Here is a 16,716-nt window from a genome sequence, read left to right on the forward strand (position 1 = left end):
AACGCAATTGGGAGACGGTGATCAGCGCCGACGGATACGATCGACCAGCACCCGCCCGTCCTGCCCCCAGCGCCCGCGCACTTCCACGACGTCCCCGACGCCAGGCGATTTGTCGATCCGGGTGCCGGGGCCGATCACCAGCTGTAGCGAATCCAGGGTCCAACCCTCCCCCAGCACCCCCTGAAGCCGAACCCGCGACCCCACTGGGCTGGGTGCCGGTTGGCCGTTGCTATCGCGGGCACCTTGATCGATCCAGTCGACGATCAACTGGACTTCCTCATCGCTGAGAAAGGGCGGCCCGTCATAGGGCATCTGCGGCTGCGACTGGCCTCGAATGCGCCGCACCAGCTCACTGGCGCCCGAAGCACCGGGCACCACGCGCACGCGTTCATGGCGATCGAGGATGGCGGCGTAGGAGTTCAACAGCAGGCCTTCCGGAGCCGAGCCCATCAGGCCGTAGGCGGAATGACATTTGACGCAACGGCTGGCGAAGATCGGCGCCACATGCTCGTAGGTCACTGGCTGCCCCTCAGATGGGCGCAGTAATGGCGCCGGATTGAGGATGGCATCCGCTGGTCGGGTGCCGGGCTGCAATCCACCGGCTATCCAGTCCTCGACCAGGCCGATCTCGGCATCACTCAGGAAGGGTGGCCCGGTCATCGGCATGCGCGGCTGACTTTGTCCCTTGAGGCGCCGGACAAGCTCGCTGCCCGCAGGATCACCGCTGACCACCACTCGGCGTATGCTACTGCCCTTGAGCAGTTCGTCCAGGCTTGTCAGGCGTAGACCGAGTGGCGCCGCATCGCCGGTATGACACATCACGCAGCGCGCCTGCAGGATCGGCTGGATATCGTCGAAGCTGACGTCCTGCGCCAGCGCAAAGGCCGACGCCAGCATCAGCGAGCAGAGTGTGACCAGCCTCGGGACCTTGCTCATTTCGACCGCGCCTCAGCATGGGTTGCCTCGCTAAGCCTAGTGAAAACAACCTGCTTTGCGCTGTCGCGCGGAACCCCGCCCCAATCTGCCGGTCAGTCTATTCGAGGCCGGCGTGTGCCGACCCCAAGCCCCGGGCTCTATTCAGTCGCCGCTGTGGACCCCGGGGCTTTCTGCTGCGCGAAAGGTCAGAAACGTCCGTATACAGATTTGCCTGATTGGCTGGTTTCCTCAGAGCTTGCCGTAGGCAATGATGGCGGCCGCGTGTCGCAACTGGAGAAACATCGCATGAAACCTGCCCCCCGCCTCACCGCCCTGCTGCTTGGCGCCGGCCTGCTGGCCAGCCTCGCCGGCTGCGACCTGGCCGAGGAATCGGCCAACAAACTGGCGGAGAAAGCCGAGGCGGCCGCCCAGGAAATCGCCCGGGAAGCCATCGGCGAAGCGGTAAACGAATTGAACAAGCAAGTGGACGAAGCCCAGGCTTCGGCCAAGGAACTGCTGGGTGAACCGAAAAAGGACGAAGCCCGCGACGAGCAACCGCGCGCGCCATCGAACAAGCATGAGGGCCAGGAAGACGACGCCATGCTGCCACCCTCCGGAGTCGAGACCTGATCCCTGGCGATTTCGGCCGCGACTGCCCTGTCGCGGCCTACCGGCCTCAGGCGCGCAGATAGCGCGGCAAGGGCTTTCCATGAAGTACCTTCAGTGACTCCACCGGCGGAACCTCGCCGTGCTCCAGCGCCAGGTCGCGCTGGAGCGTGCTGACCAGCCAATCCAGTTGCGCCGTCGCCGCCACCACGCGCTGGAAGAATTTCCCCTCGCGCTCGAGCGTCAGCACGAAGCCCCCATCGGGTCGAGGCTTGGTGCTCAATTCGTATTCCGGAAAGGCGCCGATCAGCTTGTCAAAATCCAGATCCATGTCTTCTCTCCCAGAAAAATGATTGCTCCTGCACCCCACTTTGCAGCGTGCATGCCAGCGCTATGACAACGGAAACGCCAAATAAATCAGTCGGTTGCAAAATCTTTGAACAGTTTTTTCCATGCATTGCGCACGATCCGGGGGATGAGAAGCGTGCAACTTGCAAGACCTTTGAAATGCAAAACCCCCGGCAGGAGCGAACTCCGGAGCGGGGGTTTTGTATTCAAGGCCGCGGTGTGCGCGGCCTTCGCGTAATTCAGAGCAACTCGATGCGATCGTCTTCGATGCGGATCAGACCCTGCTTGTAGAGGCCACCGATAGCCTTCTTGAAATTGCCCTTGCTGGCGCCGAAGCGCTGGCTGATCAGTTCCGGCGGGCTCTTGTCGGAAAGCTTCAGCACTCCGCCTTCAGCGCGCAATGCCGCGATGATCTGCTCACCCAGGCCGCTGACAGCCTCCACCCCTACCGGTTGCAAGGTCAGGCTGATCTTGCCATCCGGGCGAATCTCCCTGATGTAGCCCTTTTCACGCATGCCGTTGCGCACGAACTTGAAGACCTCGTTCTTGTGCAGCAGGCCCCAGTGCTTGCCATCGATGATGGCCTTGAAACCCAGATCGGTCTTCTCCACCACCAGCAGGTCCACTTCCTGGCCCGGCTTGTAGTGGGGCGGCGTGGTGTCCAGGTAGCGATCCAGGCGCGCGGTGGCGGTGACGCGGCGGGTACGTTTATCGAGGTAGACGTGCACCACGACGTAGTCGCCGACTTGCAGGGGGCGCTTCTCTTCCGAGTGGGGCAGCAGCAGGTCCTTGGGCAGGCCCCAGTCGAGGAACAGGCCGACGCGATTGATCTCCACCACCTTGAGGCTGGCGAAACCGCCAACCTGCACCTTGGGCTTGAGGGTGGTCGCCACCGGGCGGTCTTCGCTGTCCAGATAGAGGAAGACATTCAGCCAGTCGCCCACCTCGGTGGGTTGGTCCTTGGGCACGTAGCGTTTGGGCAGGAGGATTTCGCCGTCCGGGCCGCCATCCAGGTACAGCCCGAAGTCGGTGTGCTTGGCCACCTGAAGTGAATTGAAACGCCCGATAAGTGCCATCTTCGCAACCTCTGTAAGTCGAGGCGGCATTCTACCTGCTGGCTGCCCTGTGGACCACGAGTGCCGCAGCCTGGAGCAGCCACCACGAAGCTCGGGAAAACCGCCTTTCATCGCCCGATGCGTTGTAAAGGACTTCCTGAATTTTCATTCTGCAAAACTGTCTACTGGTCGCTAGCACAACGATGTTTCAGAATCATGTCCTCGCAAGCGCGATCCATGTATTCCGGCATCAATCGATGGATTCTCACTGTCACATCTCAGGAGTTCCTGTGCGCCCATTCAGCCGTTGGCTGTCGCAGTCCCTTTCGCTCGCAACACTTGGCGTGCTTTTCCTGGCGATTCCCATCGCCAGCCGCTACTGGCTGGGCTGGTCCAATCCCTTCGGCTACCTCTCCGACCTCGCATTCGGCAGTTTCCTGATTGTGCTGCTGTACGGCCGCTCGCTGCTGCTGGCACTTCCGCTGATGCTGCTGTGGAGCTTGATGATCCTCGGCAACGCCGAGCTGATCGGCGCCGTGGGGCGCATGCCTGAAACCAGTGACCTCAAATACCTGCTCGACCCGCAGTTCGTCAGCCACTCGACCCAGGGTGGCGGCATCACCCACCCGTACCTGGGCCTGGCGCTGGGTGCCAGCCTGCTGGCCTGCCTGTTGTGCTGGCGGCGCCGGCACCGTCCGCTGAACTGGAAGTGGTTCGCCACGCCAGCCGCCTTGCTGATGGGGCACGTCACCCTGCAATCCGTGCAGCCCAGCGACGCCGACCAGTGGCAACAATTCAACCTGCCGCACAAGCTGATGGCCAGCGCCGTGAATGTCGGCCAGTTGGCCGTCGAGGATTGGCTCGATGGCGACAAACCCGAGGTTCCACCGGACATCGCCGGACTGGCGCGCCTGGACCTCGACGGCACGCCGCTGCTCGCCGGCCCCGGCCGTGCACGCAACGTCCTGGTGATCACCCTGGAAGGCATCCCCGGTGCCTACATCGCTGCCAACCGCGCCGCGATCAACAGCAGCTACCAGGATTCGCTGATGCCCAAGCTCAGCGCCTGGGCCGAGCGCGCCATGACCACGCCGGACTACGTGCTGCACAGTCACCAGACCATCCGCGGCCTGTACGCCATGCTTTGCGGTGACTACAGCAAGCTGGACTCGGGCACGCCCAAGGGCCTGGAATTGCTGAACAACCCCGCCCGCGCCAAGGCCTGCCTGCCTGCGCAAATGCACCAGCACGGCTTCAGTACCCACTTCCTCCAGGGCGCCGGGCTGCGCTTCATGGCCAAAGACAAGATCATGCCGCAGATGGGCTTCGACAAGACCCGTGGACGCGACTGGTTCCGCAACAAGGCCTATCTGGAATTCCCCTGGGGGATGGATGACAAGTCCTTCTTCGAAGGCGCGCAGACCTATGTGAAGCAACTGCGCCAGCAGAAGAAGCCGTGGATGCTCACCCTCCTCACCGTCGGTACCCACCAGCCCTACTCCGCCCCGGTCGAATACCTGATGCGCTATCCGGACTCCAAGAAGGCGGCTATCGCCTACCTGGACGACGCGGTGGATGCCTTCCTCACCGGCCTGGAGAAACAGGGCGTCCTGAAGAACACCCTGGTGATCGTCACCTCCGATGAATCCCACGGCATCGAGAACGTTCGCCTCGCCTCGGCGTGGGGCTTCAACCTGGTGCTGGCTCCCGAGCAGGCCTCACTGCCGCCGATCAAGAGCGGTGTCTACGGCCATGTCGACCTGACCGCCTCGATACTCGACTACTTCGGCTACCGGGTGCCGCAGAACCTGTCCGGCCGCTCACTGTTCCGCGACTACGAAACGGGCCGAGAGATCATGTCCTACACCAACGGCAAGCTGCGCTACCACGACGGCAAGCAGACCTTCACCGAGTGCGACTTCCGCCAGGTCTGCCGGCGCTACCAGAGCGAGGGTTTCATCGCCGACGAGGCCCGCTACCAGGGTAGCTTCAGCGGCAAGAAGGCCCGCCTGGTGTCCCAGCGCGCAGCGTTGATCGACCAGTCGCTGCAAGGCGGCAACCTCGGCCAGGAATACCAGTTCGCCACCCGCGAGCGCATTCGCCTGAAAGAGAAGGCCAAGGATGACTGGGCCGACAATCTGATCGGCGCCCAATACATGGAACTGCCGAAGGACAGCCGGACCAGCGTGCAAATGACCATCAAGGTCGTGCGCATGGACAAGCAAGGCGCTCAGTTGCGCTTGAAAGCCAAGGAGTTCGAGCGTGATGTGACACTGCCGATTCCGGAGATGCCGCTGCTGAAACAGGGCAAGCCGCTCAAGGTCAAATTCGCCTTCGACAACCCCGAAGCGCGCAAGGCCTTCTCCTTCCACCTCCTGGCCGAAGGCCGAGGGGTGATCGAGATCAGCGACTTCCGGGTCAGTACCGAACCGCTGCCGCCGCCCACCCAGGCCGTCGACAATAATGGCCAGGTTGCTCAGAAGCGCCCGCTGCACCCCATTACCACCCTCTTCGGCCTGCTGGCGCGCCAACAAGATGCCATGGAGAGTGAACTGGAGAATCCGGGCGAAGAGCGCGCCGTGCTGCCGGAAAGCACCGAACTGCGGTTGCAGCAGTATCACTGAGCGGCGGGATTGAGCTCACACAAGAAGGGCGGCTTGGCCGCCTTTCTTTCGTCTTGCTCCTTTGGGTTCAGGTCGAGACCTGTGGCGCCCTCTCGGACTCGGCGCGCGCCGTTTCCATCAGGATGCGCGCGCAGCAAAGCTCTTCCATCTCCAGCAGCCAGGCCTCTACCTGCTGTGCCGTCAGCTGCGCGGTGAGTCCATAACGGCGCCCGCCCCATACGGCTACGAACAGTGCATCAATGCTTTCCGGACGCGGCTGGCGCGGCATATCGGAACAGGCGGCCACTGCTTCGCGCCACTTGCCCGCCACCTCCTGGTACACCCGCTGGTGGTGCCAGGGTTCGGCGATGAGGCGCTCCAGCTCCATCAACTCGTTATCGAAGAAGGGCCTCGCCTGCTCCTGCGAATGGCCGCAGGAGAGCCGCACCAGACGGCGTACACGGGTCTGCCAATCGACGCCCGTCGCCAGCACCACTTCGCGCTCCAGACGTTGCAGGAGCAGGTCGAGCTGATGGCGGATATAGCCGGACAGCAGGGCTTCCTTGCTGGGGAAGTAATCGTAGAGCGTGCCCACGGCAACGCCGGTTTCCAGGGCGACGGCGCGGGTAGTCACGCCGTTCCAGCCGCGCTGGCGAAGAATCCGAACGAAGGCTTCGTAGATGGCCTCCACGGTGAATCGGGCGCGGGCCTGTGAGGGCCGCTTGAGGGGCTTGTTGCGGGGCTTTGCGGACTCCATGGATCTCTCTTGCGGTTTCCGAACCCGAGCTGAAAGGGCTCTTGCTAGCCTGTTCCAACCCCACCAGAACTGGAGCCGGAAATGTCGAATCGCAGCACAGTATCACGCCTGTTCACCCGCAAGAGCGCCCTTGATCAGACCCGCCTGGTGCGACAGGAAGAAAGCCTGGGAGCGGCCGAAGGGGAGATCGTCCTGCGCCTGGACCTCTTCTCCCTCACCACCAACAACATCACCTACGCCGCCTTCGGCGACTCCATGCAGTACTGGCATTTCTTCCCCACGCACGAAGAAGGCTGGGGTCATATGCCGGTGTGGGGCTTTGCCGACGTGCTCGATTCGAGAGTAGCGGGCATCGAGATCGGCGAGCGTTTCTACGGTTACTTCCCCATCGCCAGCCATGTCCGTATGCAACCGGAGCGGGTCACGCCGCGGGGCTTCTATGATGGCGCGGAACACCGCCGGACCCTCACCTCGGCCTACAACCAGTACACGCGCTGCAGTTGGGACAGCTACTACAGCCCCGACACCGAGGCGCTGCAGATCCTGCTCAAACCGCTGTTCCTGACCTCGTCCATGCTGGCGGACTTCCTCGACGACAACGACCTGTTCGGCGCCCACCAGGTGGTGTTCTCCAGCGCCTCCAGCAAGACTGCCTATGGCACCGCCGCCTGCCTCGGACGCCAGGCAGGGCGTCATCTGGTCGCCATGACATCTTCCCGCAACAGCGACTTCGTCGACGGCCTCGGCTGCTACCAGCAGAGCTGCACCTATGACCAGCTGGAAAGCCTGGCGACTGACCTGCCCACCCTCTACGTCGACTTTTCCGGCGACCTCGCACTGCGTACCCGCATACACCGGCACTTTGGTCCGAACCTGGTGTACAGCTGCTTCGCCGGCTCCGCGCAAACGCCGGAAGCCAACGCGCTGAGCTGCCCCGTCGGCCCGCAGCCGGAGTTCTTCTTCGCGCCGATCCAGATCCGCAAGCGCAATGCCGAATGGGGGCCGGAACAGGTCAGCAGGCATATCGGCGAGGGGTTGCTGGACTTCTACCAGCAAGTCAGCCGCCCACCCCGCCCCTGGCTAACGGTGAAGGAAGGCCTGGGGTTCGAAGCGGCACAGGAGCTGGTCGTCAACCTGTTCCATGGCCGGGTAGCCGCAGACGAGGGCCATGTGATCCGCCTCTGAGGCGGATCAGGGCAAGGTCGAGCGGGTGGCGTTGCGGCTGTGCGCGCCGAAGTGGCGGATCAGTCGCACCAGTATCTGATTGAGCTGGACATCCTCTGGCAACGGCGCGAGCTGGTTGCCCTGGCTGAAGCCGACCTGGGGCTGACCACCCGCCAGCCAGTTCGCGATGCGCTCGTCGAAATCATCGGCGGCATCGTAGGACTCCTGGGACACCACCAACCGCAGGGACTCCCCGTCGAATGTCGGGTAATCAGCGTCGGTACGGTTGTCGGCATAAGCGCGCAGCAATGGGTTGTCGTTGCTGCCTTCGCGCAGCAGCTTGCGCAGCCAGTCGGCCTGGTACCGCTCCACCTCGGTATGCCGGTTGGCCACCTGCTCGATGGCTGCGAGCTTGTCGCTGTCCAGTCCCACCGCGGCCTTCAGGGCGACCCAGAACAGCCGGAGCGTGCCGTGCCCCGGCAAGGCCTTGGCGTGATAGGGCTGGGTGAGGTCCTGGATGTAATGCAGACCCCAGCCGAGAAAGCGATAGCCCCAGTACGGATGGCCGCTCTCGAAGGCGAAGCGTGCCAGTCCGAGGTACTGGTAGACCCGCACTTCGGGATAGGTGCGCGCCAGGTACGGTGCGGCCCGGTAGATGATCTCGTCTTCGTGGTAGTAGCCGATGTGGAACGGCGCCTGGGACGAGTATTCGAATCGGGCATCGCCGAAGGGCTGCTTGCCGAAGTTGTAGCGGGCGCCGACTTCGCCGGGGTTGTCGCTGAACAGATTGATGTCATGGCCGTAGTCCGGCTCATCCGCAGCGCTGGCGACCACCGCCAGGGCCGGCAAGGTTTCGCCGGGCTGCACCTGATAGAAACGCCATTCGCGCCACAGGCTGAGCTTGCGGAAGACCAGCACGTCGGACGCGTCCAGCGGCGTCCGTGCGCTCCAATCCATGCCAGGCAGGGCCTGGACGAAGTACGCCAGCTTGATCTCCGGGTTCACCCGCAATGCCATGAGGAAGGCCTTGCGATGGTCGCCACCGTGGGTCGGGATCCAACGCAGGTCGTCCGGGCGGGCCGGGTAGTCCGTGAGGGTTTCCCGGAAGAACTCCTCCTGCTCGTCCAGAAACTGTTCGAGGGCCACGCCCTCCTCTTCCAGGAAGGATTCCAGGCTCTCCACCGGAACGGGCGGCGCGTCCTTGACCTGCGGCAGGCTGGCCAGCGCCAGGGCGGTGCCCAGGGCATGGTTGGACCAGGCCATGGCGGCGGATGGCAAGCCGACGAGGCTCAGGCTGAGGGCGAGCGCCAGGTACTTCATCGATCACTCCGTGATGGATTTCAAGCAAGGCCCGGCAGCGTAGCAGCCATGCCACACGGCTTCACTGTCCAGCCAGGACAGCCAGACTCACCAATCAAGCCGACAGGAATGACTCTAGTGCATGAATCGAAACGGCCGCCCTCGGGCGGCCGTTTTGCGGGTGGCGTTTCCTACTGGATCTCTTCAGGCACCACCACCACCCAGTTCTTGTCCGCCGTCACCGGCAGTCCCTGCTTGGCCTGGGCCTCGGCATTGCGCTTCTGCATGGCAGTGATCTGGTCCATGTACTTGGCCTTGCGGTTGACCCACACGTTGATGCCCCCTTTGGCCACGTCGGTGCCGTGGAACATCATGTAGCCGTCGCTGATGGGGGTATCGCCAGCCGCCAGGATGGGCTTCTTCCACTCATCGATGTAGGTGAGGATCGCCGCGTACTTGCCGGACATCCAGGTCGCGGGGGTCCACAGATACGGCGTCAGCTCCAGATCGAGGTTGGCCTTCTCGTCATACTGGCCATCGGTGATCTGCTTGCGGCTGGTGGTTACGGCACCGGTCTTGCGGTCCTTCAGCAGGGTGGTGACGCCGATGATGTTCTGCGGTTTGACGTTGTAGCCGTACTTGGGGTCCGAGGCGACCATGCGCACCAGCTCTTCGAGCGCGGCGGTGATGATGTACACCTCGATGCCGTTCTCGCTGAGCTTGTTCATCAGCTCCTTCTGCCCGGTGAAGATCTTCGGCGGATTGATCTCGATGGTCTTCACTTCATCCCCTTCGTAATAGGTAGCGGGGACCGGCTTGCCATAGGCCATCAGTTCGTCGACGTAGCCTTTGAGCTCACGCAGGGTAAAACCGGAGAACACCTGGGCGACCCAGGGATAGCAGACCAGGTCGTCCACTTCGCAGAGTCGGTAGTAATAGCTGTTCAGGCTTTCCTTGTGCCCGTTGACGTCCTTGAACGGGATCAGCTTGAGCGAGGGGTCGAGCTTCTCGCGGGTGAGCACGCCCTTCATCTCCAGGAACGGCAGCAGGGACTCCTCCAAATCGTAACGATAACTCGTGTTGTCCATGTCGAACACGGCGAAGTTGCCCTGGTTGGCATGCTTGGCGATCAGCGCATCCAACTGTTTGGCGGCCGGCTCCGGCCAATGCTTCAACTCGGTAGCGGCCTGGGCGATACCGGCCAGGCCGATGGACAGCACGACGGACATCAGTGTCTTGGCGATCTTCATCTTCTTGTTCCCTTTGATGATTGGCGTGAGCGTGAGGAAGCCCCGAATCCTGCTTCGCCGCCGAACCTAGCAAAGGCCCTGGCCAGCATCAGCATCAGAACGACCTCCAGCGTCCTCATCGCGCCATCCGATCAGCCGTGGGAATACTGCTGGATTCAGTCGCCCTCGCCCGCCTGCGGCTAGACTCAACCTCCCCTCAAGCCGCCAGGAGAAGCGTCATGCTCAAAGCCGAATACAAGACCCGTGGCCCGGTGCCCCAGGACGTGATCGAAGCCGTGGAACTGGAACTCCCGCCCGTGGCCGCCGGCCAGGCGTTGGTGAAGGTGCTGGCGGCGCCCATCAACCCGTCCGACGTGCTCACCCTGACCGGGGAATACGGCATGCTGCCGCCGCTGCCTGCCATCGGCGGCAATGAAGGCGTAGGCGAAGTGCTCGAAGTGGCCGCTGACGTCACGAACCTCAAGCGCGGCCAGACCGTGCTGCTGCCGGTGGGCTGCGGTACCTGGCGCACCCATCTGGTCGCCGATGCCAAGCAACTGATCCCGCTGCCAAGTGCCGATCCCCAGCAACTGGCGATGCTCACCGTCAACCCGCCCACTGCCTATCTGATGCTGCGCGACTTCGTCGACCTGCAGCCGGGCGACTGGGTGATCCAGAACGCTGCCAACTCGGGGGTGGGCAGCTACCTGGTCCAACTGGCAAAGATTCGCGGACTGAAAACCATCAACGTGGTACGTCGCGAATCGGCAGTGGCCGGCGTGCAAGCCGAAGGCGGCGACGTGGTGCTGGTGGACGGCCCCGACCTGCCCAAGCGCGTCCGTGAAGCAACCGGCGGTGCACCGGTGAAACTGGGTATCGACGCCGTGGGCGGCGCTTCCACGGATCACCTCGCAGCCAGCCTCGCCGAAGGTGGGGTGCTGGTGAACTACGGCCGCATGAGTGGCGAGCCGTGCCAGGTGAACCCTGGCTCCTTCGTGTTCCGCGACGTCACCCTGAAAGGCTTCTGGCTGGCACGCTGGTTCCGCCAGGCGACCCCGCAGCAGCAGATGCAGTTGTTCGGCGAGCTGATCCAGTTGATCGCTACCGGCAAGCTCAAGGCACGCATTGCCGCGACCTACGACATCAGCCGGATCAAGGAAGCCGTTGCCGCCGCAGCCGCTGGCGAGCGCGACGGAAAGATCGTACTGGTGCCCTGACACCGACCGCCGGTCCAGAAACCTTGTAGGAGCTAGCTTGCTAGCGAAAAAAGGAGCCATTCGCTGGCAAGCCAGCTCCTACAGGCCCAATTCACTCGCCAGGCGGGCCGCAGCTCCGCCCTGCCCCATCAGCGAATAACCCAATACCCCAACGCGCCCAGATGCACGGCCACAATCAGCCAGAACTTCACCTGGTAGGCGACCTTGCGGTTCTTGTGGCGGATGAGTCTCTGGGCCAGTAGGCCGCCGGGCCAGCCGCCAAGAAGTTCATACAGGTGGAGGCGTGATTCAGGAGTGCGTTGCGCCCCGGCCACGGCGAAACGCTTGTCGCGCCAATAGGCAACGAAACACACCACGCTCATCACCATATAAATGACGAGCAATGCCTGGACTGGCCAGGCAAGGTCGAATGACAAGACTTATTCCGCCGCCGGCTTCTTGCGCTTGAGTGGCGCCAGACCGTCGTTGCTGACCACGCGGGACTCTTCGCGAGGCTTGCTCGGTTTGCGCTTGGGTGCGGCGGCCTTGGCTGGCGCCTTCTTGTCACCCTTCTTGTCGGTCTTTTTCTTCTTGACGCCGGCGGCCTTGCCAGATGCCTTGACCTTCTTCGGACCGGCGTAGGTGCCCTTCAGCTCCTTGATGACCCGGCGCTCGAAGCTCTGCTTGAGGTAGCGCTCGACGCTGGACATCAGGTTCCAGTCGTTGTGGCAGATCAGCGAGATCGCCAGGCCTTCGCCACCGGCACGGCCGGTACGCCCAACGCGGTGTACATACTCGTCGCCGGAACGCGGCATGTCGAAGTTGATCACCAGGTCCAGGCCTTCGATATCCAGGCCGCGGGCGGCAACATCGGTCGCCACCAGCACCTTGGTGCCGCCCTGCTTCACGCGGTCGATGGCCAGCTTGCGGTCCTTCTGGTCCTTGTCGCCATGGAGCACGAAGGCCTTGTAGCCGCCGGCGACCAGGTGGCCGTAAAGACGATCGGCCTGGACGCGGGTGTTGGTGAAGATGATCGCCTTCTGGTAGGTCTCGTTGGCCAGCAGCCAGCGCGCCAGCTGTTCCTTGTGCTCAGGATGGTCGGCCGTGATGATCTGATGGCGAGTGCCTTCGCTGAGCTGGTCGATGCTGTTCAGGCGCAGGTGCAGCGGATCGCGCAGCACGTTGTTGGCCACTTCGCGCAGGGCGTTGCCGCCGGTGGTGGCGGAGAACAGCAGGGTCTGTGCGCGGTTGCTGCACAGCTCGGTGATGCGCTGCATGTCTTCGGCAAAGCCCATGTCGAGCATGCGGTCGGCCTCGTCCAGCACCAGCACTTCCACTTCACGCAGGTCGAGGTTGCCGGCGTTGAGGTGCTCGATCAGGCGGCCGGGGGTCGAAATCAGGATGTCCGGCAGCTTGCGCAGCATCGCGGCCTGCACCTTGAAGTCTTCACCGCCGGTAACCAGGCAGGACTTGATGAAGGTGAACTGGGAGAAGCGCTCCACTTCCTTCAGGGTCTGCTGGGCCAGCTCGCGGGTCGGCAGCAGGATCAGCGAGCGAATGCGTTCGCGCGGTTTGGCCTCGCCGATCAAGCGGTTGAGCAGCGGCAGGACGAAGGCGGCGGTCTTGCCGCTACCGGTCTGGGCAGTCACCCGCAGGTCGCGCCCTTCCAGGGCAGGCGGAATGGCCGCCACCTGCACCGGAGTCGGCTCGACGAATTTGAGTTCGGCAACGGCCTTGAGCAGACGTTCGTGCAGGGCGAATTGGGAAAACACAGGGCTACCTCGATCGAAAGCGTAAACAGCTGCATAGGTTACCCGGAGTTGCGAGCAAACGCCCGATTTCCGAGCGATACAGCGACGGAATCACCCAGCGGGTATACGCTTTTTCCATCCACATCCGGAGCCTCGTCATGCGCGCAGCGTTGATTTATTACATAGCCGCGAGCCTCGACGGCTACATCGCTCGTCCCGACGGCAGCGTCGACTGGCTGGACCCCATCGCGGCATCCGGCGAGGATCACGGCTACCAAGCCTTCTACGACAGCATCGATGGCCTGCTGATGGGACGTGCGACCTACGAAACCATCCAGGCTTTCGGAGGCGACTGGCCCTACCCGGCCAAGCCCTGCATCGTGCTGAGCCGGAGCGACTTGCCGCCCGCGGCGCCAGAGGTGCAGATCAGCCACGACACCCCGGCCCAGGCCATCGACCAGCTGACTGCCGCTGGCTGCAAACGCATCTGGCTGGCAGGGGGTGGCTCGCTGGCGGGGACCTGCTACTCTGCCGGGCTGCTCGACGAACTGGTGGTCAGCTTCATACCGCTGCTCCTGGGCGCGGGTATCCCGATGTTCGCCACCGGACTCGGACGCCGCCTCCAGCTTCGCGAACAACGCAGCTTCCCCACCGGCGTGGTGCAGCTGCACTACCAACTCCTCCCGGAAGCCGAGACACCGTGACCACGCTGAACATCGCCGCCGCCTGCCTGCTGGACCCAGAAAATCGACTGCTGCTGGTGCGCAAGCGCGGCACCCGTGCGTTCATGTTGCCGGGAGGCAAGCGCGAGGCTGGGGAAAGTGCACTGCAAGCGTTGCAGCGTGAGCTCTGGGAAGAGCTGCAGTTACGCCTGGAAGCGTCGGCCCTGACTCCGCTGGGCCGGTTCAACGCACCGGCCGCCAACGAGGCGGAGACCTGGGTCGATGCGGAAATCTTCGTCGCCTACCTGCCCCACAGTGTGGAAGCCGCAGCCGAACTGGAGGAACTGGCCTGGCTGGAGCCCGGCGAGCCCCACTCGGAGAACCTGGCCCCGCTGCTGCGGGACCAGGTGCTAGAAGCCCTGTCGGGCCTGCTTGCGTAGCAGCTTGGCGCTATCCCAACCAATCAGCAGCACCGCCAGCCAGATCGGCAGGTAGGTCCACAGCTGTGCGGGATTGAACGGCTCGCCGAGGAAGGCCACAGCCACCGCGAACAGCAGCACCGGCTCCACATAGCTGAGAATCCCGAACAGCCCGAGCGGCAGCAGTCGGCTGGACGCCATCATCGCTGCGAAGGCCAGGGTGCCCAACAACCCGAGGCCTGGAATCAGCCACCAGAGTTGCGGCGCCTGACTGAAGGCCCCTGGCGGCGAGAAGTTCAGGATCAGCCAGATGGCCAGCGGCGCCAGCACCGCCATTTCCAGGATGAAACCGGATAACGCGTCCAGCCGCATCCAGCGACGCAGCATGAAATAAGGTGGATAACCCAGGGCGGTGACCAGGGTCAGCCAGGAAAACGCCCGCGTCAGCCAGAGCTCGTGGAGCACCCCAGCCAACGCACAGAGCACGGCCTGCAACTGCAGCGGCCGCAAGTGCTCGGCATAGAACACCCGTCCCGCCACCACCATCGCCAGCGGCAGCAGGAAGTACCCTAGGGAAACCTCCAGCATCCGCCCCTGCAGCGGCGCCCAGAGGAAAAGCCCCCACTGCAGGCCGATCAACACTGCCGCGAGCGGCAAGGAGGCCAGTAGCAAGGGTTCGCGCCGCAGACGCCCGAGCACACTGATGAAGGTGGACCACTGGCGAGTCAGGGCCAGCAACAGGAGCACCACTGGAATCGACCAGAGCACACGCTGCGCGAAAATCTGCACGCCATCGAGCGGCGCCAGCTCACGCACGTATCCGGGCATAAGGGCAAACAGGACGGACGCCGTCAGCGACAGCGCGACACCGCGACCGGACAGCTTCATGGCCGCCTCGGCAGGCAGGTAAAGGAATGGAGCGAAATCATCTGGGGCCTCGCAAAGCAGCCGGCGAACATACGCCTTCCTTGCCGCGAGCGAAAGCTTATCAAGGGCGAAAACTGACCAGCCGGGCAAGGCCGTCGCCCGCATTGTTGAAAACGGCATGGACGGCACTGCGCCCTAGTCGCCTCCCAACAAAAATTCCGGCCGGATCAGCCCGCAGTTTGGGCGGAGCCCCGCGAAGCCCAACAATCGGGATGCCCTGTTGGGTTTCGCTTCGCCCTGACCAGCACCCACCTACTTGGCAGTGCTGATGTCCCCGCTCTCCCAGCGCGACTCGCCGCTTTCCAGCGCACTGGCGATGGTGGCGAGCTTGTCGTCCGGCAGTGATTCGGGCAGTGGGTCGACGCCGGCGCTGACGAACAGCTGGGCATAGGCGTTACGCAGTTCTGCGTAGGACAGGTCGCGCTTGAGCTGCGCCTGGAGGGTGTTCAGTTCCCCCTGGATCAGGTCCAGTTCGCCAATGCTCTGGGTCTTGTAGCGATTGCGCAGTTGTTCGGCGATCTGTCCGTCGAGGCTGGCCAGCTCTTCGCTGGTCTGGAACTGGCGCTGGGCCTCGTGGAAGTTGGCGTTGGCCACGTAGAGCTGCGCCAGCACAGCCATGGACATGGCCTGGCGACGGGCAGCGGCGACGGACTCGCCGGCCTTGGCGACGTCGATCGCGGCCGGGCCGGAGAGGACGTTGAACAGGTTCCAGGTGACTTTCACCCCGTAGTCGGCCCAGCTCTGGTTGACCAGGAAGGAGTTGCTGTCGTAATGGCCGCCAGCGGAGAACTCCAGGCCCGGCAGCAGGCGCAGCATGGCCTTGCGGGTTTCGGCAGCGCTGATGCGCGCCTGGTAGTCCTGCTCGCGCAGTTCCGGACGGCTGGCCAGGGCTTCTTCTTCCAGGCGGTTCATGTCCACCTTGAGTTCCGGCACCTGGTAGTCGTCGGTGGCGGCCAGGGTGAAGTCAGTGTTCAACGGCAGGTTGATCAGCGCGGCCAGTTCGGTCTTGGCCAGGGACAAGGCGCGGCGCTGCTCTTCCAGCTGGCGGGTAGCCTCGATCAGCGCGCGCTGGTAGCTCATGGCCTGTACCGGGTCGCCGATGCGCTCCGAGCTCATGCGCTGGCTGCTGCTGCGAGCTTCATCGACGCGCGCCATCAGGCTGTCGATCTGCTTCAGCAGTCGGTCGGCCGCCACGGCGCGCCAGTAGGCCGAGCGCACGTCCTGGATAATGGTGTGAACCACCTTGCGGCGGCGCTCCTGGACGATCAGGCGCTGGTCGGCCTGTTGCTTGGCACTGACGTAGCTGACACCGAAGTCGAGCACGTTCCACACCATGGTCAGGTCCGCCACGCCACGGTCGCGATCCTGGGAGGTGGACGGTTCCAGCGATTGGGTGTCGGTCAGCACGCTCTGGCTGCTGGAGGCGCTGACGTTGCTGCGCCCGGCGTAGCCCGCTTCCATGGCCATGCGCGGCAGCATGTCGAAGCTGGCCAGATCCACCTGGCGCTTGGCCAGGGCTTCTTCCATCACCTTGAGGCGCGCCTCGAGGTTGTACTTGACCGCGCGGGCCATGGCTTCGTGCAAGGTCAGGGCTCCGCTGAGGGGCTCCTGGTCCTTGAACATGGTCGCCAGGTCCTGGCGCGCACGCTGCTCGCTGACGCTACGGTCGATGGGCTGGCTGGTCACCGCGCAACCCGTGACCGCCAGAGCCAGCACACTTACGCTGAAAAACTTCGCTGCTTTGCTCATCCTTGGGCCGCCCCCTAGACACGGCACTTACAGATT

The 16,716-nt window shown here is 63.6% G+C and carries 16 protein-coding genes; 6 read left to right on the forward strand and 10 right to left on the reverse strand.

Going from position 1 to position 16,716, the window contains the following annotated elements:
- Positions 1-21: 21 nt before the first annotated feature.
- Positions 22-936, reverse strand: coding sequence for a c-type cytochrome domain-containing protein (locus DM872_RS18260; protein WP_179060801.1), 915 nt, complete (start codon positions 934-936; stop codon positions 22-24).
- 285 nt (positions 937-1,221) lie between these two features.
- On the opposite strand from DM872_RS18260, the gene DM872_RS18265 reads away from it, so the two are divergent.
- Positions 1,222-1,545: a hypothetical protein gene (locus tag DM872_RS18265; RefSeq protein ID WP_179060802.1), complete on the forward strand. Its 324-nt coding sequence runs from the start codon at positions 1,222-1,224 to the stop codon at positions 1,543-1,545.
- A 46-nt stretch (positions 1,546-1,591) separates the two neighbouring features.
- Here the strand turns inward: DM872_RS18265 and DM872_RS18270 are convergent, their stop codons facing one another.
- Together DM872_RS18270 and DM872_RS18275 are read right to left on the reverse strand one after the other, a co-directional pair.
- On the reverse strand, positions 1,592-1,852 hold the full coding sequence (locus tag DM872_RS18270) for a DUF3509 domain-containing protein (protein ID WP_179060803.1): 261 nt from the start codon (positions 1,850-1,852) through the stop codon (positions 1,592-1,594).
- Positions 1,853-2,108: 256 nt separating this feature from the next.
- Positions 2,109-2,945, reverse strand: a complete 837-nt coding sequence (locus DM872_RS18275) for a CvfB family protein (RefSeq protein ID WP_179060804.1) — start codon at positions 2,943-2,945, stop codon at positions 2,109-2,111.
- A gap of 269 nt (positions 2,946-3,214) precedes the next feature.
- Between DM872_RS18275 and DM872_RS18280 the strand changes: the two genes are divergently transcribed.
- A complete protein-coding gene (locus DM872_RS18280) occupies positions 3,215-5,548 on the forward strand; it encodes an LTA synthase family protein (protein ID WP_179060805.1) in 2,334 nt (777 codons plus the stop codon).
- 67 nt (positions 5,549-5,615) lie between these two features.
- Here DM872_RS18280 and DM872_RS18285 read toward each other — a convergent pair whose 3' ends face one another.
- A complete protein-coding gene (locus DM872_RS18285; RefSeq protein WP_179060806.1) occupies positions 5,616-6,284 on the reverse strand; it encodes a TetR/AcrR family transcriptional regulator in 669 nt (222 codons plus the stop codon).
- Positions 6,285-6,365: 81 nt separating this feature from the next.
- Between DM872_RS18285 and DM872_RS18290 the strand changes: the two genes are divergently transcribed.
- Complete coding sequence (locus DM872_RS18290) at positions 6,366-7,469, forward strand: DUF2855 family protein (protein ID WP_179060807.1); 1,104 nt, start codon at positions 6,366-6,368, stop codon at positions 7,467-7,469.
- Positions 7,470-7,475: 6 nt separating this feature from the next.
- On the opposite strand, the gene DM872_RS18295 is transcribed toward DM872_RS18290, so the two are convergent.
- Both DM872_RS18295 and DM872_RS18300 read right to left on the reverse strand, forming a co-directional pair.
- Positions 7,476-8,768 (reverse strand): phospholipase, encoded by a 1,293-nt coding sequence (locus tag DM872_RS18295; RefSeq protein WP_179060808.1) that lies wholly within the window; start codon positions 8,766-8,768, stop codon positions 7,476-7,478.
- 170 nt (positions 8,769-8,938) lie between these two features.
- Positions 8,939-9,976 (reverse strand): haloacid dehalogenase-like hydrolase, encoded by a 1,038-nt coding sequence (locus DM872_RS18300; protein WP_218649412.1) that lies wholly within the window; start codon positions 9,974-9,976, stop codon positions 8,939-8,941.
- A gap of 239 nt (positions 9,977-10,215) precedes the next feature.
- Here DM872_RS18300 and DM872_RS18305 point away from each other — a divergent pair, with 239 nt between their 5' ends.
- A complete protein-coding gene (locus DM872_RS18305) occupies positions 10,216-11,193 on the forward strand; it encodes a zinc-dependent alcohol dehydrogenase family protein (RefSeq protein ID WP_179060810.1) in 978 nt (325 codons plus the stop codon).
- Between the two features lie 128 nt (positions 11,194-11,321).
- Here DM872_RS18305 and DM872_RS18310 read toward each other — a convergent pair whose 3' ends face one another.
- The gene (locus DM872_RS18310; protein WP_256873431.1) at positions 11,322-11,609 is read right to left on the reverse strand and encodes a DUF1294 domain-containing protein; all 288 of its coding nucleotides are present in this window, start codon (positions 11,607-11,609) and stop codon (positions 11,322-11,324) included.
- Between the two features lie 3 nt (positions 11,610-11,612).
- Positions 11,613-12,944 carry a DEAD/DEAH box helicase gene (locus tag DM872_RS18315; protein ID WP_179060811.1) on the reverse strand — a complete coding sequence of 444 codons (1,332 nt, stop codon included), beginning with the start codon at positions 12,942-12,944 and terminating at the stop codon, positions 11,613-11,615.
- A gap of 137 nt (positions 12,945-13,081) precedes the next feature.
- Between DM872_RS18315 and DM872_RS18320 the strand changes: the two genes are divergently transcribed.
- Positions 13,082-13,627: a dihydrofolate reductase family protein gene (locus DM872_RS18320; protein ID WP_179060812.1), complete on the forward strand. Its 546-nt coding sequence runs from the start codon at positions 13,082-13,084 to the stop codon at positions 13,625-13,627.
- Positions 13,624-14,025, forward strand: coding sequence for an NUDIX hydrolase (locus tag DM872_RS18325; RefSeq protein ID WP_179060813.1), 402 nt, complete (start codon positions 13,624-13,626; stop codon positions 14,023-14,025). Before DM872_RS18320 ends, DM872_RS18325 begins: the two co-directional genes overlap by 4 nt.
- On the opposite strand, the gene rarD is transcribed toward DM872_RS18325, so the two are convergent.
- The gene (rarD, locus tag DM872_RS18330) at positions 13,996-14,892 is read right to left on the reverse strand and encodes an EamA family transporter RarD (protein WP_179060814.1); all 897 of its coding nucleotides are present in this window, start codon (positions 14,890-14,892) and stop codon (positions 13,996-13,998) included. The two genes, DM872_RS18325 and rarD, sit on opposite strands and share 30 nt — an antisense overlap.
- A gap of 291 nt (positions 14,893-15,183) precedes the next feature.
- Positions 15,184-16,680 carry a TolC family protein gene (locus DM872_RS18335; RefSeq protein ID WP_179060815.1) on the reverse strand — a complete coding sequence of 499 codons (1,497 nt, stop codon included), beginning with the start codon at positions 16,678-16,680 and terminating at the stop codon, positions 15,184-15,186.
- Positions 16,681-16,716 lie beyond the last annotated feature (36 nt).

The sequence above is a fragment of the Pseudomonas taiwanensis genome, assembly GCF_013393345.1.
Classification (GTDB): domain Bacteria; phylum Pseudomonadota; class Gammaproteobacteria; order Pseudomonadales; family Pseudomonadaceae; genus Metapseudomonas; species Metapseudomonas resinovorans_C.